Source organism: Mucilaginibacter sp. Mucisp73 (assembly GCF_059491465.1).
This window is the reverse complement of sequence record NZ_CP168507.1, coordinates 4,544,346-4,562,924: the sequence shown is the minus strand read 5'-3', so window position 1 is coordinate 4,562,924 and position 18,579 is coordinate 4,544,346. Positions and strand designations below refer to the sequence as shown.

Sequence of the window (18,579 nt, the reverse complement as noted above, 5' to 3'; positions counted from 1 at the left end):
TTAATGAACCTACTAACCCTACTCATATTTATACCTGTACTGTTTGCGTTGGTGATCGTATTGCTGCCATCGTCGGTTCGGGGGAGCTTTAAATATATAACGCTGCTGGCTACGCTTTTGCAGTTAGGAATCAGCATATATATTTATCTTCATTTCAAAACAGGTGCAGCTACAGCAGGAATCAATCACGAAGAACAGTTTCAATTTGTACAAAAGCTGCCATGGATAGGTCTTAACCTGGGCAGCATGGGTAAGCTGCAGATAGATTACTTTGTTGGGATAGACGGGATTTCGGTAATGCTGCTGGTGATGTCGGCACTGGTAATGGTGATAGCAACGCTTGCGTCCTGGGAAATTAAGAGCAATCTCAAAGGTTTCTTCCTGTTGTTTTTATTGTTGGATATGGCCGTGATGGGTGTATTCTGCGCGCTGGATTTCTTCCTGTTTTACCTGTTTTATGAGTTGATGTTGCTGCCGCTTTATTTCCTGATTGGGATGTGGGGCGGTGTGCGGCGGGAATACGCGGCCATCAAGTTTTTCTTGTATACCCTGTTTGGTTCAGTATTTATGTTACTGGTGATGGTAGGTTTATACCTTTCGGTAAACGATCCCGCAACCGGAAGCCATACTTTCAATATTATCCAGATGATGAACCCTGCCAATTATACCCAAGGTTCGGTATTTTCAGTGGCGGCACATCAAACCATATTGGGGATGCCAGCGCGTACTGTTGGCTTCGTGGTGCTGTTTATTGCTTTTGCTATTAAAGTGCCAGTTGTGCCTTTACATACCTGGCTGCCCGATGCGCACGTTGAAGCGCCCACACCGGTATCTATCATTCTTGCTGGGGTATTGCTTAAAATTGGTGGTTATGGCATTATCCGTATCTGCCTCGGGATTTTCCCGGAGATAGCATCATCCGGAGCTTTTTGGCTCGGTTTAATAGGCGTTGTTTCGATATTATATGGTGCCTGCAACGCCCTGGCCCAGCGCGATCTGAAGCGGATGATCGCTTACTCTTCAGTATCGCATATGGGTTTTGTATTGCTGGGGATAGCTTCGCAAACTGCCGAAGGTGTAAGCGGCGCGGTAATGCAGATGGTAAGCCATGGCTTTTTATCATCAATGCTGTTCTTTTTGGTGGGTGTGGTTTATAACCGCGTACACGACAGGGATATTTATCATTTCCGTGGATTGGGCACGCAGATGCCTCAATATACAGCCTTTGTTATGGTGGCTTTTTTTGCTTCCTTAGGCCTGCCGGGCTTTTCGGCATTTGTGGCCGAAGCATTTACACTGGCGGGCACATTTAAATCGCCAACGGTTAACGGTTTGCTGCCATACTGGATGGCAGTTTGTGGGTCGGTTGGTATCCTGTTGGGAGCGGCTTATTTCCTGTGGACGCTGCAGCGCATGTTCTTCGGAAAAGTATCACTTAAAGGCGGCGAGGTTTGGAAAATAGCACTTACCGATGTAAGCATCCGCGAAAAGCTGGCATTGATACCAATGGCCGCTGCAGCATTGGCTTTAGGTTTGATGCCGTCGTTGGTGTTTGGAAAAATCAATGATTCGGTATTGGCATTGATACAGTTTTTACAGGCTAAATAAAAAAATAGTGTTTCAACATAAATTCATTTATGGAAAAGTGCATACACCTGCATCTTTTATTTACGCTGTCCCCGGCAACCCGGGCTTAAGCGAAATAACAGATGGTATGTATTTAACCGAAGGAATTATGTTTAAAAAATTATCCATTGCCGCAGCATTACTTTTTATCACTGCGGCAACCAGGGCCGATGAAGGCCAGAAAGTAGCCTCCAAAGTTCAAAAAGTAACCGTTTTTTTGAACGGAGCACAGGTAAGTCGTACCGCATTGGTCAATATCAGCCCCGGCACATCAACACTGGTGTTTGAAAACTTGTCGCCTGGAATTGATGTGCAGAGTATCCAGGTAAATGCAGGCGGCGATTTTACCATTCTTTCGGTTAATCACGAACTTGATTTTGCCGATAATGATATCAGGCAAAAAAACATACAGGCTATTGAGGCGAAGGTAAAACTGGTAAGAAACAAAATAGCCTTGCAAAATAACATGCTCTCTATTTACCAGGAAGAAGCTAATACACTGGCTAAAAACCCGGTGAGCAATGGTACTAATGTTGCGCTGGATCCAGTTAAGCTGAAACAGACACTCGACTTTCAGACAGCTCGCTTAAATGAGATCAAAAAGAATCAGCAAGCCGTAAATGATCAGATAGATTTGTTTAACGACCAGTTAGAAGATTATAACAAACAAATTGCAGAGATTAACAAAGCGGGTGTTAAAACAACCAGTAATGTTTTGGTCACCGTATCGGCAAAAGTAGCCTTGCAGGCAAATTTTACTTTAAGTTATCTGGTGCGAAACGCCAGCTGGTTCCCAACCTACGATATCCGTGCTAAAAATGTGAACAGTCCAATAACTATCGTTTACAAAGCCAACGTATCGCAAAAAACGGGTGAGGACTGGAAAAGCGCTAAGCTTACCTTATCAACCGGTAACCCAAGCGTAAATGGGGCGAAGCCCGAGCTTACGCCTACCTATCTTAACTTCGGTATGTACTATTCAGGTACTGGTGTTTCAATAACTAAAGTAATGGGTAGAATAGTGAGCAGGGATGATAACAGCTCAATACCTGGTGTAAGCATCAGGGTAAAAGGTACATCAATAGGGGCCGTAAGCGATGCCGGTGGAAATTACAGCATCCAGATCCCTAACGCCAATGCTGTGCTTACTTACAGTTTTATTGGATATGAAACATTAGAAAGGCAGGCCAGCGCGCCAATGCTCAACGTGGCGCTAAATCCGTCTTCACGACAGCTTAACGAGGTGGTTGTTGCAGGTTATGGCACGGAATATAAAAGGGATTTGACCGGCGCTGTTGCGAGAATACAAGATAAAAGTATAATTAACACGGTTCCTATCGAAGTAAAAAAAGAAGAGAACCAAACCAATATCGAGTTTAATATTGCCAACCCTTATACGGTACCAAGCGATGGCAAACAATATGCGGTTGAAATTAGCCAATATAATATCGATGCTACTTATCAATATTACGTGGCGCCAAAATTGAGTACCGATGTATTCCTTACCGCGCAGCTTACCAACTGGAATAAATACAGTTTTCTTTCGGGCGAGGCCAACCTGTTTTTTGAAGGAACCTATATTGGCAAGTCGCTGATTAATACTGATGCTACTACCGATACGCTGAACCTATCGTTAGGTACGGATAAAAACATTGTGGTTACCCGCACATTGGAGAAAGGTTTGGCTATGAGGCAATCATCAGGCTCCAACCAAAAGGAAACCCGCAATTGGCTTATCGACGTAAAAAACAGGAAAAGCCAGTCGGTTAATTTATTGGTTGAAGACCAGGTACCGGTTTCACAAAATAAAGATATCGAAGTAGAGGCGCAGGAAACGTCAGGCGCAAAACCTGATGCAACAACAGGCAAGGTTTCATGGAATTTCATGTTAAATTCGCTCGATGAAAAGAAGGTGAAACTAAAATACCAGGTTAAATACCCCAAAAATCAATCAGTAATAGTACAATAAAATATAAATGCACGATCTGCTCCCCCATATATCAGTTCAGTTAACCAATGTTTTTGGCAGTATACCCTATTTTATGCCCGAAATTTATTTAACCGTGCTGTTTTTGGTTGTACTGATAACCGACCTGATATTTGGGCGCAGATCTGTAAAGCTTTGTAAAATGGTAGCCTGCGGTGGCTTACTGCTGGTACTGTTTAAAGACCTGCAGCAGGTAGCCCTGATCCTTGACGGCGATCATGTTATTTTCGGCAGTATGTTACTGCTGCGCAGGTCGGCAGTATTTTTCAAGATCATTATCGACCTGCTATCGTTTATCCTGCTATTGAATTTTACCTGGGATGATAAGCTGAAGGCGCATCCAAAAGGCTTATCAGACCTGTATACCATTTCCATAGCCTCTATTTTAGGTCTGCATTTAATGGCCATGGTTATTAACCTGCTTTCTGTTTATCTTGCCATCGAGATGGTATCCATAGCGTCATACCTGATGGTGGCTTACCGGTCCGAAACTGCTTTAAGTACCGAAGCCGGTTTAAAGTACGTACTTTTCGGCGCGGCATCATCGGCTGTTATGCTATACGGGATCTCGTTACTGTACGGCTTCAGCGGCTCGCTGGATCTGCCGGGTATTGTAACCCAGTTGCCCAATGTAAACCCGTTGAGTGCTTCATTTGCTTTAGTACTGGTGATGATTGGCATAGGGTTTAAATTATCATTTATGCCGATGCATTTTTGGGTACCCGATGTTTACCAGGGGGCACCCACGCCGGTTACCGCATATCTTTCAACCGTACCTAAAATAGCGGCTTTTGCGCTGCTTGTAAATGTGATGCCTTTGTTCCTGTTTTCGGCGGATTGGAAGGGGATTGATTTTGGGATAGTTTTATCGGCTATTGGTATTATCACCATGATAGCCGGAAATTTTGCTGCCGTTTTGCAAAGCAATGTAAAAAGGATGCTGGCTTATTCAAGCATTGGCCACACCGGTTTTGCTTTAATGGCAGTAGTTACGTTCAATTTACAGGGCTTATCATCATTAACCTATTACCTGGCCGTTTACGCGTTAGCCAATATCGGGGCGCTGACACTGGCATCGTACTTCAGCAATATTGTGGACGCTGAAGAGGTGGAAGCTTACAAGGGGCAGGGCTTAAAATACCCTGTAGCCTCGGTTTGTTTTGTAATTATCCTTATTTCTTTAACGGGGATCCCGGTTACTGCGGGGTTTACGGGTAAACTGTTTGTGTTTTCGGCGGCTTACAGCGCCTATGAGCAAACACACAGTACCTGGCTGTTGTCGCTGATGATAACCGGTGCTGTAACTACGGTAGTATCGTTGTTTTATTACCTTAAAATTCCTTTGTATTTATTTCTGAAAAGGACAGAAAATGCCGAAGTTGCCAGTGAAAGATCTTATAATTTACTTGTTTTAGCTATTGTTATTAGTTTTCTGCTCGTTTTATTAGGGATTTTCCCGAATTCTGTCCTGAAATATCTGTAGTTGTTGTTTTTTTCAACAAAAGTCAATTAGTTTCTTTTGTTTTTAGAAAAAATACTAACTTTCATGCCGATTTAAAACATATTTTTTCTGAATACATGAAGAGGTATTTCCCTTTTTTCCTGATCTTAATTATACTTTCCCTTACTTTCATTTTTCCGTCGGTTGATTTTAAGGATTCAGGTCACCCCAATTTTAATACGGGCGATATCGCCTGGATGCTGATGTCGACGGCGCTGGTTTTGATCATGACACCCGGTCTCGCTTTTTTTTACGGGGGAATGGTTAATAAAAAGAACGTGATCTCCACCATGCTGCAAAGTATTATTTGTATGGTGATCATTACAGTAATGTGGGGGATCTTTGGTTTCAGCCTGGCCTTCGGCGATAGCTTTTATGGGCTTATCGGTAACCCCGGAACTTATTTCATGATGAAGGGTATGTTAGGTAACGCCACCTGGAAAGCCGCGCCAACCATTCCTTTACTGCTTTTTGCTATGTACCAGTTAAAATTCGCCATTATTACCCCGGCGCTTATTACCGGTGCATTTGCCGAGCGTATCCGTTTTAACTCGTATATTATTTTCCTGGTACTGTTTTCTATTTTCATATTCTCGCCGCTGGCGCATTGCACCTGGCACCCTGATGGCATATTAGCCAAATTTGGTGTGCTTGACTTTGCAGGCGGTACGGTAGTGCACATGTCGGCCGGATGGGCTGCCCTGGCATCGGCCTTATATTTAAAACGCCGTAACGAGGCTAATCATTCCCCAGCGCGGATTACCTACGTAATGATAGGTACGGGCTTGTTGTGGTTCGGTTGGTTTGGTTTCAATGCAGGTTCGGCTTTTGGCGCAAACGCTTTGGCGGTTACCGCTTTGGCAACCAGTACCACTGCTTCGGCAGCTGCAGGTGTTACCTGGATCTTTTTTGATATGCTGCTTGGCCGCAAACCATCTGCAATGGGTACCTGTATTGGCGCCGTTGTGGGTTTGGTGGCAATTACGCCAGCCGCCGGCTTTGTATCGGTACCGCACTCGCTGGCTATCGGTATCATATCGGCTGTGGTGAGTAACCTGGTTGTGGAATGGCGTACCCGTACCTCTATTGATGACACGCTTGATGTATTTCCTTGTCACGGCGTTGGCGGTATGGTAGGGATGCTGTTAACCGGCGTATTTGCCAGTCAGCATGTAAATGCTAATAATACAACAGGCAACGGTTTGTTTTTTGGCGAGACACACCTGTTTCTTGTACAGTTGGTGGCATTGGTGTGCGTATCGATATTCGCATTCTTTGGTTCATTATTATTGTTAAAGATCACCGACATGATCTCGCCGTTGAGGGTATCGGCCGAAGAAGAGGAGCAAGGTCTTGATATCAGCCAGCACGGCGAAAAATTATAATTACGTATTTCCAACCAATCCAATAAATCTAATGAAATTCCCGGCCGCAAGGCCGGGTTTTTTGTTTTAAGGGGTAGTTGAAAATATTAACACGGGTTCAGACGCCCGCATTTGAATGACTTTTTAACAGGAGCGTACACGCTCCCTGATATTATGGTAAGCGTGAATCCATTAGGGAGAAAAACTTAAAAATCTCCCCTTACGCCCTGGTATAATAAAGCAAAGCCGCACCACAGGCAAATGGTTTACAATTCATCAACTTTAATTCTAAATCATTTTTTAAAGGGTTGAAGGTTTGTTGTCCGTTACCAACCTCTGCAGGGTTTACAAGCAAATAAAACTCATCAATCAAATCATGTTGAATTAAGGATGATACAAACGAATCTCCTCCATAAACAAGGATGTCTTTACCATTTTTCTTTTTCAATGTTTCTATCGCCTCCTTTACGTCACCGCCTATTATCGTTGTATTGTCCCATGGGCTTACTTTAAGGCTGTTTGAAAAAACAACATTTGGAATATCCGCGAAACGCCTTCCAAGCTTATATTCAGCGTCATTGGGGTTGTTTGCTATTGCTGTCCAATAGGGAATAAAACCTTCAGCTGTTTTTCGTCCATGTAAAATACAGTCCACATTCTTAAGATTGTCGATACTAAAATCAGACATTCCGCTGTCCCATTTATTGTTGAGTGCAAGGTTCATTTGTAATTTTAACTTTCTCATGCCGATCCGTTTTAGGGTAAATTGATATTACAAAGTTACAGGCCCAGCGGCTGCAGAATAAGGCATGATCACGACATTATACCGTTATGATTGCGACATTTTAGAAGTATTCGTCCCGCGCTCGTTTGCAACGAGAGCTTAACCTGCGTTAGCGTTTAAAGCGCGAAGAGCGATGCGATTGCCCGATTGGAATAAGCACTCGTTGAAAATAAGCGCAAAAGGCAGAAAAATAAAGCCCCGCTTTGCAAAGCAAAGAGGGGCAACACATGTAGTTAGGTAGTGGAAGTTAATACATAATGGTTAGCCCTACGCAAAAACTTTCTTACCCATACCTTCAACCGCTTTATGCGTGACCGGGTCAACCCTTTTTATGTGGATATTATTAACCGGTTTTACCACCAGCGGAATCTTTTCAATGCGTGTTTCACTGGTATCAAGCCCAAAAGCTTTAGCTTCTGACTGGGCCAGTTTTTTAATGGCAAAATAGCTGTTGAGGATAAAGCTCTCCGATACGTTGAACACGTTATTGTACGACAGGAATTTCTCCATGATCACAAACCTGAAATCGGCAGCCATATTGTGTTGTTTTAATGATGGGTAATTGCTGGAGATATCAATCTCGCCACGTTCAACCATATCTTCAACTACTTTACGGAACAATACGTTTACCCGCGGCTGGATCCTGAAGCCCAAACGGAATTCTACGCGGATGACCTTGCCCGGCTCAATTTGGTCAACACTGTACTCCATAGTATATGGCTCGTCGGTGCGTTCAATGTGCACAAACCAATAGGTGTCGGCACGTTTAGGACGGCGGCTCATGATGGAGTAGATGATCTTTTCTTCAATCTGTTTGCCATTATTGGCTTTGGTAAGATAGATCAGGTGCGTAGCGTATTTGTTTATGGTAGCATCATTGCTCAGCGCGTTTAGTAAAGGCAGTTTCTCCTTGATATCGGTAAAATGAAGGAAGCGGTTATTGATTTTACGGGCCTTAAACCAGGTGTACATCGTAAAGATCAGACCAACTTCAAATCCCACAAAAAACAAACGTTTTAGTATTTTAACCGCGTTAGCTACAAAAAAGGAGAATTCGACGGTTACAAATAAGCACAGGATAATGGTAACCAGCCATACAGGCCAGTGCTTTACATAGCGCATAAAGTAATACATTAAAATGGTGGTGCTAAGCATAGCAATGGTGATGCTGAATCCGTAAGCAGCCGTCATTGCGCTTGAGGTACGGAAATAGAGCGATACCAGGATACAACCTATACACAGTATCCAGTTAATGCTTGGAATATAGATCTGCCCGCGGATATTTGATGGGTATTTGATGGTGATCCTCGGCCAAAAGTTCATGCTTACCGCCTCACTGATTAGCGTAAATGAACCACTGATTAAAGCCTGGCTGGCAATAATGGTTGCCAGTGTAGCCAAAGCTATCGCAGGTAGCAGGAAGAAATGGGGAACGATTTCAAAGAACGGGTTAACGCCGGTAAAGTTCTTATCCGGAGCTTGTGACAGCACCCATGCGCCCTGCCCCAGGTAGTTTAATATCAGGGTTGTTTTCACAAAGATCCAGCTTACCTGGATATTGCGCCTGCCGCAATGGCCAAGGTCGGAGTATAGGGCTTCGGCACCCGTGGTACATAAAAATACCGCGCCTAACAACCAGAAACCTTTAGGATGGTCCATCAGTAAATGGGCGCCATAATAAGGGTTGAGAGCTTTAAAAATAGAGGGGAAATGCGCTACCTGTATAGTGCCTAATACACCCAGCATGATAAACCACATCAGCATAACCGGCCCGAATGCCGAACCGACCACTTTGGTGCCAAACTGCTGAAAAAAGAACAGCAATAAAATGATGCTAATTACAATAATGAGGATCAGGTTATTGCCGGGGACAATAACGGTTGAAAATGCCGGTACTAAATTTAGGCCTTCAATGGCCGAGGTTACAGAGATGGGCGGGGTAATGATACCATCGGCAAGCAAAGTACCTGCGCCAATTATAGCAGGAATAGCCAGCCATTTACCGTAACGCCTTACCAGGGCATATAATGAAAAAATACCGCCCTCGCCTTTGTTATCAGCCTGTAGCGTAATAACGATATACTTGAAAGTGGTTTGCAGTGTGAGTGTCCAGAAGATACAGGAGATAGAGCCTAATACCAGCGCGGGGTTCACCTTACCGCCTTCAACCAACAGGGTTTGAAAAACATACAGGGGAGAGGTACCAATATCGCCAAAAATAATACCGAGAGTAACGATCATACCCGCGAAAGTGAGTTGCTTAACGTGCGAATTCATGAAGTGTATAAATTGTTAGGGGAAAAGAGGGGATGATACCAGCTGCAATGAAGGAACTTATTGTCCGTTTTGTAAATTTTGCTGTAGCAGCGATAAACAATGCCATCGTAAATTTATTTTGTATTGTGAAACCGCATGGACAATAAGCATGCCATAGCGTTTTTTATTTATTTAGAGGCTTGTGTTATAGGAGTTTATCAAAATGAGAAAGATTTTCTCAATATGAAGAAAAGCTATCAAAATGATAGGTTTTATCATTATGATAATAGGGCAGGCTATCGTGTTTTATAGCATGTATTACAGATATTTGAACATGGACCTATTCAATAATGACCAACTGAACCTGTTTGGCGCACCAAAAAACTTATTACCTTTTGATGGAGAGGTATTGCTTTATCCCCATTTTTATAAGGAAGATGTATTTACGCGGCTGGTTGAGGAAACACCATGGAAGCAGGATAAAATGAAGATCTACGGCAAGGAAGTGAACTTCCCACGGCTTACGGCCTGGTACGGAGAGCGTGATGAAGTATATGTATATTCAGGTGTGGTAAATGTGCCGGTTAAGTTTAGTCCGCTGCTTAATAGCATTAAGCAGGCGGCGGAGCAGCAGTGCGGTCACCGGTTTAATACAGCGCTGCTTAATTATTACCGTGACGGTGGCGATAGTATGGGCTGGCATAGTGATGATGAAAGCGAGCTTGGCGGTAACCCTGTCATCGCTTCGGTATCGTTTGGCGCTTCGCGGGTTTTTCAGTTTAAGCATAAGCGGCAAAAGAATGCTAAAGTATCTGTCGTACTTAACAACGGCGATCTGCTGATCATGCAGGGGCAAACGCAGCATCACTGGCTTCACCAGGTGCCTAAAACAAGCAGGATGCAGGGGGCAAGGATTAATATAACGTTCAGAAGAATAGGGTGAAGATTTTGCTTTTATGATATAGTTGATCGGAAAGTGACAGGTGCAATTAAGCAAAAAACTGTTTTGTAACATCCCAAGCAAACTGCTATCTTACATTAACATTACTGACCTTATGAAAACACCTTTATTATTATTTGCCGCCTTTTCGGCCTTAATAACAAACGCCAGTGCACAAACCGATTTGCCAACTGACAGCGGTACTTTTTTTCTGCATAAGTTTGAGCAACACATTGGTAGGGAAACCTATTATGTGCACAAGTATAAAGATGCCGTTCATTATAATGTCAATTTTAAGTTTGTTGACCGCGGTTCGCCGGTGCCGCTTACTGCCGAGTTGAAGGTGAACCCCGTAGCCGATCCGCTGGAATTGACTATAAAAGGCAATACTTCAAGGTTTTCGACCATTGATGATAAAATAACCATTCGCGGAGGTGAGGCTGCAATCAGGGTTAACGATTCATCATATACACAAAAAGTATTGCCGCTCAGCTTCCCGGTAGCGGGCTATTCGCCAGGCACTGTGCAGCAGGTGCTCATCCAATATTGGAGTAAACATAAACAACCTACAAGTATCCATACACTGCCATTTGGAGCGGTACAGATCAAAAAAGCAGGTATTGATCAGTTTACGTTTAACGGTAAACCACTTACACTTAGCCGGCTCACCATAAGCGGACTGGTTTGGGGTAACGAACTGGTTTGGACTGATAGTGAAGGGAAACTCATATGCCTGATCACTAATGACGCCGAAGGTGACAAACTGGAAATGATGCGGGTACCTTACGAAGAGCTGTTACCGCAGCTCATCAGTAAGGCGGCTACCTATGGTATGGAGCTATTTGCGAAAGCGGCCGCACCAACAGGTAAAGCAGATAAGATAATAGCTATTACCGGTGGCAACCTAATTGATGTAAACACCGGTACAAACACCCCCAATGCTGTTGTGTTGATTGAAAATGGCATTATCAAACAAACGGGCAAGGTTGGTGAGGTTAAAATACCGGCAGGGGCTAAGCTCATCGATGCCAAAGGAAAATCTATTTTACCTGGCCTGTGGGATATGCACTCGCACTTTGAACAGGCCGAGTGGGGGCCGGCCTATCTTGCAGCAGGTGTAACTACCGTGCGCGATTGTGGTAACGAATTTGGTTACATCAATGCTATAAAAGCCGCTATTGATGGCGGAAAAGGTGTGGGGCCGAACATCATTAAAGCAGGCATTATTGACGGCAAAGGGCCTTATGCATTGGGGATTATCCAGGCTGATACTAAGGAAGAGGCTATAAAGGCAGTAGACCGTTATAAAGAAAATGGCTTTCAGCAGATCAAGATCTATAGCTCGGTTAAACCGGCCATAGTTAAAGTTATTTGTGATGAGGCACACCGGTTGGGTTTAACTGTAACAGGCCATATTCCGCAGGGGATGACCCTTCAGCAAGGGGTTGATTCGGGGATGAATATGGTTAACCACGTGCAGTATGTGTATGCCATCATGAAACGGGATAAGGACAGGTCGGTTATTTTCGATGATTCGGTAAGTATCGCGGCTATTAAGTTTATAAAAGAACATCACGTGGTGATAGATCCTACTATAGGTGTTTTCGAGCTCGCCTTCCGTAATGTTAAGGATGATATAACCAAACTGGAGCCTAATTATTATACACTGCCGCTGCCGCTTCAGGCACTGTTTAAAAACATGGGCGAAGAACCGGAGAAGGCCGCTAAGCTGAAACCCTTGTATGAAAGCATGAAGAAAACCGTTAAGGTATTGCATGATGCCGGAGTTACTATTGTTGCAGGCACAGATATGGGGTTCCCCGGCTATAGTCTTGACCGCGAGCTTGAATTATATGTTGAAGCCGGTCTTACCCCGGCGCAGGCTATCAAAACGGCAACGATAACACCGGCTATGGTGATGGGACTTGATAAAACTACAGGTTCGGTTGAAGCGGGAAAGCAAGCCGATCTTGTTATTATCGATGGTGATCCGCTGCGCAATATCAGGGAAATCAGGAAGGTATCAGTAGTAATAAAAGAGGGCAGGATCTATGACCCGGTTAAGCTGCACCAGATGGTTGGGTTTAAGAAATAGGTGAATAATGGAAGAATTAACAACGCTTTACAGGCCTGTAGGGCCACGGGAATTAAAGCTTATAGAGGAATCGGGATTTAAACGTTTTCCGAAACGTTTAGCTGAACAACCCATTTTTTATCCGGTGATGAACAAGGAGTATGCCATTCAAATAGCAAGAGATTGGAACGTGCCTGCATCAGGTTCGGGTTTTGTGACTAAATTTAGTTTGCCTGCTGAATATTTGAAACGCTATGATGTACAAAATGTGGGCGGTATTGTACACGATGAGCTTTGGGTTCCGGCCGAAGAACTTGAAGAGTTCAACGATCATATAGTTGGATATATTGAGGTTACGCGTTCTTTTTACCCCGATAAAGCGGATTAAACAGAGTTGTAAATAAATGCAATGTTATGACAATAGATTTTACCGATACTTCATTTTAAAATGATACCTTTGCAGCCTCATTCCGAATCATGAGCGATCAGATTAAACATGAATGCGGTGTGGCATTTATCCGCTTACTAAAGCCACTATCTTATTATCAGAAAAAGTACGGAACTGCACTGTACGGCCTGAACAAACTTTATCTCTTAATGGAAAAACAACACAACCGCGGCCAGGATGGCGCTGGTGTTGCTACCATTAAACTGGATATTGAACCTGGCAAAAGATACATCAGCCGTCACCGCTCAATGGCCTCAAATGCCGTTGCCGATATTTTTGAATATATCCAAAAGAAATTTGCGGACATTCAGAAAGAGACCCCCGAAAAAATGGCGGACGCTGAGTGGCTTAAAGAACATGTTAGCTTTACCGGCGAGGTTTTGTTAGGGCACCTGCGTTATGGTACCCATGGCAAAAACAGCATTGAAAGCTGCCACCCGTTTTTAAGGCAAAACAACTGGATGACCCGTAACCTGGTTATTGCCGGTAATTTTAACATGACCAATGTTGATGAATTACTGCAACAACTGTATGCGTTAGGCCAGCATCCAAAAGAAAAGGCCGACACGGTTACTGTGCTCGAAAAAATAGGCCACTTTATCGATACCGAAAACCAGGGCTTGTTTGATCAGTACAAGCGCGAGGGATTGGACGACAACAGAGAGATCAGTAAGCTTATCGCTAATGATATGGATGTTGCCAAGATCCTCCGTAAATCCGCAAAGAACTGGGATGGTGGCTATACTATTGCCGGGATCCTTGGCCACGGTGATGCTTTTGTAATGCGTGATCCGGTGGGGATCCGTCCGGCATTTTACTATTATAATGATGAGATCGTTGTTGCGGCATCTGAACGCCCTGCTATTCAAACGGCATTTAACGTGCCGATGGAGGAGATCAGGGAAATTCGCCCCGGACATGCGTTGATCGTTAAAAAGAATGGTAAAATAACCGAGGATATGTTCAGCGAGCCAAAAGAAAAGAAAGCCTGCTCTTTTGAGCGGATCTACTTTTCGCGCGGCAGCGACTCGGCCATTTACCGTGAGCGTAAGCAATTAGGTCGCCTGCTTTGTCCTCAGATATTGGATTTTGTTAATCATGACATTAAAAACACGGTATTCTCCTACATACCAAACACCGCCGAAGTTGCCTTTTATGGTATGGTTGAAGGTATGCATAAGTATGTAAAGAAATATCAGCACCAAAAATTGCTTGAGCTTGGAAGCGACATTACCGAAGAAAAGCTTACCGAAATATTACAGATAGCCCCAAGGGTTGAAAAGATAGCCATTAAGGATGTTAAACTGCGTACTTTCATCACGCAGGACGCGGATCGCAGCGAAATGGTGGCCCATGTATACGATACTACTTACGGATTGATCAAAAAAGGTACCGACACGTTAGTTGTATTGGACGATTCCATTGTTCGCGGTACTACGCTGAAACAAAGTATCCTGAAGATTCTTGACAGGCTTGGCCCTAAAAAAGTAGTCGTGGTTTCGTCTGCTCCGCAGATCCGTTACCCCGATTGTTATGGTATCGACATGTCACGTATGGGTGAATTTGTGGCATTTGAAGCTGCAATCAGTTTGTTAAAAGAGATGGGCAGAGAAGATGTGATCCTGGATGTTTATCAAAAATGTAAAGACAGCCAGAAACTGCCGAAGGAAGAAGTTAAAAATTATGTGAAAGAGATTTATGCCTTGTTTACCGATCAACAGATCTCTGACCGTATTGCGCAGATCATCACACCTAAAAATGTGAACTGCGAAGTACAGGTAATTTATCAAACATTAGATAACCTGCACATCGCTTGTCCTGATAATTTGGGCGACTGGTATTTCAGTGGTGATTACCCAACCCCTGGTGGTAACAAGGTTGTTAACCGCGCCTTTGTTAACTGGATGGAAGGTAAAAACCAAAGAGCTTATATGTAAAAGTCCCTAACCCCCTAAAGGGGGAATGATATACGAGGCGATGAGTTTTTCATCGCCTTTTTTGTTGCTATTAGTTTTAGAGCATCGTTGAGAATAAGCACAGTGCCAACAATGGCAATTTCTGGTGTTATGTTTAGGAAAATGGAGATTTTAATAATCTGTTTATTGGCTTGAGTTTGGCTTATTTATTGAGCAAGAATAAATGAAATTTGAACTATCACTGGCATTACAAAACCCAATTTAAGGAAGAATAAGGAGAAAAACTTCAATGCAAAAGCATTAAAACTCTTGTTTCGTTCGATTGCATCTCTGTTTATTCCTTTGATTACTTCATGATGAAAGAATAAGAAAAATAATACAGGGGCAAGGCCCATAAATACAATTGGTATAACTACATCAATAGGCCAAAGGAAACTAAGATTAAACAGATGGAGTAAAACGAACAGAACTAATATTGCGCCAATCAAATTAAATTGAGTGTTGTTGATCCAGTCCTTTTTATGAAGTTTCGAGTATACCAATAGATCGGTCACGATTGCGAATAGCAAGTAGGCGAATTTAAGTAACATTATGATAAGGTTTAAAAATGGCCGAGGTTGAAATATGTAACTATTTACGATCCTGCCGGTGCCGCAAATACAAAATGTGTAACCAGCTTATCAATCAGCACCAATGAGGCGATAATGAGCGCGATACCGGCAACCTCATTTAAACGGTGGATAAACTTAACCGAAATACGTGCCCGGAGTTTATTAGCATAAAAAGCTTTGAGGGTATCCATACCAAACTGGATGATGAGTATGGTAAGGAACATGACAGCTATATGAAAGGATCTGTGCGGTGTACCTACCAGGAATGTGGTGCTGGCTGCACCGATCACTACCGTCCAGTGGAAAAGGAGGGTAGGGTTAAAAATGCACATCAGGAAACCTTTAAGTACGTAACCAAAGCGGTCGGCACCTGATGGGACTTTGTTTTCATAATTGATCTCGCTTTTCTTGAACATGTAATATAGGCCAAGCGCGAATAATATGGCGCTGCCTACAACGCCTGCTATAACTTTGGTATGGTCAGATACATCGATATATTGCGAACCAAACAGGATTGCGCCCACAAAAACCACATCGCTGCAAACCACGCCAAGGGCAAGCGAAACACCGGCATGAAACCCTTTTTCGATACTGGTTTTAATGAGCGCAAAAAAAACCGGGCCGGTAATAAATGTAAGTACTAATCCAAACCCGATACCCGAAACAATGGCTTTTATCATTAAGTTAAGCTTTGTTCTTTTTTGAACATTGCGAATATGCAATTTTATCTCATAAACAACGAAAGTTAAAATTGTGATTTAATTTATTTAAAAAAGACCAGAGAGTTTTACCAAAATTGAATTATGTTTAGAAATTCAAAAATCAAATCTGTACAACCTATTTTAAAATGGAACAAAACAATGCTAAGAACTACGGTACAGCCCTGTATACGCTGATTACCGTGTTTTTCTTTTGGGGCTTTTTAGCCGCCTCCAACGGTATTTTCATACCTTTCTGTAAAGAGCACTTTCACCTTACCCAGTTCGAATCACAACTTATCGACTTTACATTTTACGGTGGGTATTTTATCGGTTCATTGATACTTTACTTTGCATCACAAGCCAGTAAAGTTGATATTATGAACAAGTTAGGTTACAAAAATGGTATCATTTTAGGCCTCGTTGTTTCGGCCGTTGGTGCATTGGCTATGATCCCTGCTGTAGCTTCGGGCGCGTTTGGTTTCATTTTGGCAGTATTCTTTATAATAGCTGTTGGTTTTTCGTTACAGCAAACAGCTGCAAACCCATTTGTTGTTGCATTAGGACCTCCTGAAACCGGTTCAAACCGTTTAAACTTTGCAGGCAGTATCAACAACATTGGCGCTTTATTGGGTCCCGTAGTAGTAAGTGTGGTATTATTTGGTTCGGCAACCGCAAAAACTGCCGCTGCTGATGTTAAAATATCATCAATCAATAACCTATATTATTTGTTGGCTGGCTTGTTCATTGCTGTTGCTTTGTTCTTTTGGTTTTCGAACCTGCCAAAGGTTACCAGCGATGAAAAGATCGAATCAAGCTCAAAAGCAAATACACCTTTGCTGGTAATGTTTGTTGCGTTTTGTTTAATACTTGCAGCCGATCCTATCAGCAAGGCTATAGGCATACCAAGCCAATATTTTGTATATGCTTCGTTAGCTATAATTGTATTTACACTGATAGGTACCATTTTCGCCGCTAAAAAGAGTAAAGAAGGCTGGGGCGCCATGCAATACCCGCAGTTAATATTGGGTATGCTTGCTATATTTACTTACGTAGGTACTGAGGTTACTATTCAAAGTAATATGGGTTCATTATTAAAGACCCCGGAATTTGGTTCTTTTGCTGAGTCAGATATTGCTCCATATATCTCATTATACTGGGGTAGTTTAATGATCGGGCGTTTTGCGGGATCTATTGATGCGTTTAATCTTTCAAAATCGGTTAAATACGTTTTATATGTTTTAATCCCGTTCCTCGCATTCGGCATAGTGCTGCTGGTAAATGTTTTCTCGGGCGCTAACGTAAGCCACCTGTACGCCTATGCGATTTGCGTGGCCATCCTGATCGTTGCCTTCTTTATCGGCCAGCAAAAACCAACCCGTACTTTATCGGTACTCGGTTTATTGGGCGTAGCGTTCATGCTTGCGGGTTTATTTACTACAGGCAAGGTAGCTACCTTCTCGTTTATCAGCGGTGGATTATGCTGCTCAATCATGTGGCCGTCAATCTTCTCGTTAGCTATTACCGGTTTAGGCAAATACACCAGCCAGGGCTCGGCATTTTTGATCATGATGATCTTAGGGGGCTCTATCATCCCACCGCTGCAAGGTAAAATTGCCGATGGTGCCGGTAGTGTTGTTCCGGGTATGAGCGGTATTCACTTCTCGTACATCGTACCTGTAATAGGTTTCGCATACCTTGCTTATTTTGCATGGAAAGTTAGCCGTGAGCTCCGTCATCAGGGTATCGACCTTGACCACGTTGAAGTTAAAGGCGGACATTAATATTTTTAGAGATTAGAGGTTGGAGATTAGAGGTTAGGCCTTTAATTTTCAACCTCTTTCTTTTTATAATAATTTTAACTAATCTCAAATCTCTAACCTCCGATCACCGATGACAAAACCCAGCTTTGATCAAATCTTCATGAACCTGGCCACTGATCTGGCCGAGCGGTCGCATTGTGTTAAGGCGCATGTAGGGGCGGTTTTGACACGCGATACGCGGATTATTTCCATAGGCTATAACGGTCCGCCGGCTGGAACACATAACTGCGATGTTGAATGGCCCGAAACAGGTTGTGCCCGCGATTCAAAAGGCAGCTGTTCACTTGCCCTGCATGCCGAAGAAAACGCGATACTTTATGCGGTAAAAAATGGGGCGCGACTTGAAGGCGCTACGTTGTATACCACGCTGTCGCCATGTTTGCCTTGCGCAAGGCTCATCTATTCGGCCGGGATCACCCAGGTTTATTATGATAAATCATATGCCGAATATAAAGGCTTAGTAAGCGACGAGGGGGTAGATTTTTTAAACAGGTTTGGGGTGAAAGCGGAGAAGTTTAACCGTTGATTTTTTTGATTACGTTGATTTTTTC

Annotated in this window: 13 protein-coding genes; 10 read left to right on the top strand and 3 right to left on the bottom strand. The window is 43.2% G+C overall.

Annotation, left to right across the window (positions count from 1 at the left end):
* The first annotated feature begins 3 nt into the window (after window positions 1-3).
* The 4 genes from ACEN82_RS18795 (at window position 4) to ACEN82_RS18780 (ending at window position 6,499) form a co-directional block, all read left to right on the top strand.
* Window positions 4-1,608 carry a complex I subunit 4 family protein gene (locus ACEN82_RS18795; RefSeq protein WP_495643995.1) on the top strand — a complete coding sequence of 535 codons (1,605 nt, stop codon included), beginning with the start codon at window positions 4-6 and terminating at the stop codon, window positions 1,606-1,608.
* A 7-nt stretch (window positions 1,609-1,615) separates the two neighbouring features.
* Window positions 1,616-3,595 carry a mucoidy inhibitor MuiA family protein gene (locus tag ACEN82_RS18790; RefSeq protein WP_413322596.1) on the top strand — a complete coding sequence of 660 codons (1,980 nt, stop codon included), beginning with the start codon at window positions 1,616-1,618 and terminating at the stop codon, window positions 3,593-3,595.
* Between the two features lie 7 nt (window positions 3,596-3,602).
* Window positions 3,603-5,096 carry an NADH-quinone oxidoreductase subunit N gene (locus ACEN82_RS18785; protein ID WP_413322595.1) on the top strand — a complete coding sequence of 498 codons (1,494 nt, stop codon included), beginning with the start codon at window positions 3,603-3,605 and terminating at the stop codon, window positions 5,094-5,096.
* Between the two features lie 95 nt (window positions 5,097-5,191).
* A complete protein-coding gene (locus tag ACEN82_RS18780) occupies window positions 5,192-6,499 on the top strand; it encodes an ammonium transporter (RefSeq protein ID WP_112654793.1) in 1,308 nt (435 codons plus the stop codon).
* 199 nt (window positions 6,500-6,698) lie between these two features.
* On the opposite strand, the gene ACEN82_RS18775 is transcribed toward ACEN82_RS18780, so the two are convergent.
* Together ACEN82_RS18775 and ACEN82_RS18770 are read right to left on the bottom strand one after the other, a co-directional pair.
* A complete protein-coding gene (locus ACEN82_RS18775) occupies window positions 6,699-7,223 on the bottom strand; it encodes a dihydrofolate reductase family protein (protein ID WP_413322594.1) in 525 nt (174 codons plus the stop codon).
* A 306-nt stretch (window positions 7,224-7,529) separates the two neighbouring features.
* Window positions 7,530-9,539 (bottom strand): KUP/HAK/KT family potassium transporter, encoded by a 2,010-nt coding sequence (locus tag ACEN82_RS18770; RefSeq protein ID WP_413322593.1) that lies wholly within the window; start codon window positions 9,537-9,539, stop codon window positions 7,530-7,532.
* Window positions 9,540-9,852: 313 nt separating this feature from the next.
* Here ACEN82_RS18770 and ACEN82_RS18765 point away from each other — a divergent pair, with 313 nt between their 5' ends.
* The 4 genes from ACEN82_RS18765 (at window position 9,853) to ACEN82_RS18750 (ending at window position 14,917) form a co-directional block, all read left to right on the top strand.
* Complete coding sequence (locus ACEN82_RS18765) at window positions 9,853-10,461, top strand: alpha-ketoglutarate-dependent dioxygenase AlkB family protein (protein ID WP_413322592.1); 609 nt, start codon at window positions 9,853-9,855, stop codon at window positions 10,459-10,461.
* A 112-nt stretch (window positions 10,462-10,573) separates the two neighbouring features.
* Entirely contained in the window at window positions 10,574-12,553 is a 1,980-nt protein-coding gene (locus ACEN82_RS18760; protein WP_413322591.1) for an amidohydrolase family protein, read from the top strand.
* Between the two features lie 7 nt (window positions 12,554-12,560).
* A complete protein-coding gene (locus ACEN82_RS18755) occupies window positions 12,561-12,920 on the top strand; it encodes a hypothetical protein (protein ID WP_413322590.1) in 360 nt (119 codons plus the stop codon).
* An 89-nt stretch (window positions 12,921-13,009) separates the two neighbouring features.
* Window positions 13,010-14,917: an amidophosphoribosyltransferase gene (locus ACEN82_RS18750; protein WP_413322589.1), complete on the top strand. Its 1,908-nt coding sequence runs from the start codon at window positions 13,010-13,012 to the stop codon at window positions 14,915-14,917.
* Window positions 14,918-15,530: 613 nt separating this feature from the next.
* Here ACEN82_RS18750 and ACEN82_RS18745 read toward each other — a convergent pair.
* Window positions 15,531-16,187 carry a LysE family translocator gene (locus ACEN82_RS18745; protein WP_090531882.1) on the bottom strand — a complete coding sequence of 219 codons (657 nt, stop codon included), beginning with the start codon at window positions 16,185-16,187 and terminating at the stop codon, window positions 15,531-15,533.
* Between the two features lie 167 nt (window positions 16,188-16,354).
* On the opposite strand from ACEN82_RS18745, the gene ACEN82_RS18740 reads away from it, so the two are divergent.
* Both ACEN82_RS18740 and ACEN82_RS18735 read left to right on the top strand, forming a co-directional pair.
* Window positions 16,355-17,989: an MFS transporter gene (locus tag ACEN82_RS18740; protein ID WP_413322588.1), complete on the top strand. Its 1,635-nt coding sequence runs from the start codon at window positions 16,355-16,357 to the stop codon at window positions 17,987-17,989.
* Between the two features lie 109 nt (window positions 17,990-18,098).
* Window positions 18,099-18,554 carry a deoxycytidylate deaminase gene (locus ACEN82_RS18735; RefSeq protein ID WP_413322587.1) on the top strand — a complete coding sequence of 152 codons (456 nt, stop codon included), beginning with the start codon at window positions 18,099-18,101 and terminating at the stop codon, window positions 18,552-18,554.
* Window positions 18,555-18,579 lie beyond the last annotated feature (25 nt).

What these genes read in the sequence shown, in the direction of transcription:
- ACEN82_RS18770 (WP_413322593.1), bottom strand. Translation starts at nt 9,539, where the DNA reads ATGAATTCGCACGTTAAGCAACTCACTTTCGCGGGTATGATCGTTACT.
- ACEN82_RS18735 (WP_413322587.1), top strand. Translation starts at nt 18,099, where the DNA reads ATGACAAAACCCAGCTTTGATCAAATCTTCATGAACCTGGCCACTGAT.
- ACEN82_RS18750 (WP_413322589.1), top strand. Translation starts at nt 13,010, where the DNA reads ATGAGCGATCAGATTAAACATGAATGCGGTGTGGCATTTATCCGCTTA.
- ACEN82_RS18785 (WP_413322595.1), top strand. Translation starts at nt 3,603, where the DNA reads ATGCACGATCTGCTCCCCCATATATCAGTTCAGTTAACCAATGTTTTT.
- ACEN82_RS18795 (WP_495643995.1), top strand. Translation starts at nt 4, where the DNA reads ATGAACCTACTAACCCTACTCATATTTATACCTGTACTGTTTGCGTTG.
- ACEN82_RS18780 (WP_112654793.1), top strand. Translation starts at nt 5,192, where the DNA reads ATGAAGAGGTATTTCCCTTTTTTCCTGATCTTAATTATACTTTCCCTT.
- ACEN82_RS18755 (WP_413322590.1), top strand. Translation starts at nt 12,561, where the DNA reads ATGGAAGAATTAACAACGCTTTACAGGCCTGTAGGGCCACGGGAATTA.
- ACEN82_RS18745 (WP_090531882.1), bottom strand. Translation starts at nt 16,187, where the DNA reads ATGATAAAAGCCATTGTTTCGGGTATCGGGTTTGGATTAGTACTTACA.
- ACEN82_RS18760 (WP_413322591.1), top strand. Translation starts at nt 10,574, where the DNA reads ATGAAAACACCTTTATTATTATTTGCCGCCTTTTCGGCCTTAATAACA.
- ACEN82_RS18775 (WP_413322594.1), bottom strand. Translation starts at nt 7,223, where the DNA reads ATGAGAAAGTTAAAATTACAAATGAACCTTGCACTCAACAATAAATGG.
- ACEN82_RS18740 (WP_413322588.1), top strand. Translation starts at nt 16,355, where the DNA reads ATGGAACAAAACAATGCTAAGAACTACGGTACAGCCCTGTATACGCTG.
- ACEN82_RS18765 (WP_413322592.1), top strand. Translation starts at nt 9,853, where the DNA reads ATGGACCTATTCAATAATGACCAACTGAACCTGTTTGGCGCACCAAAA.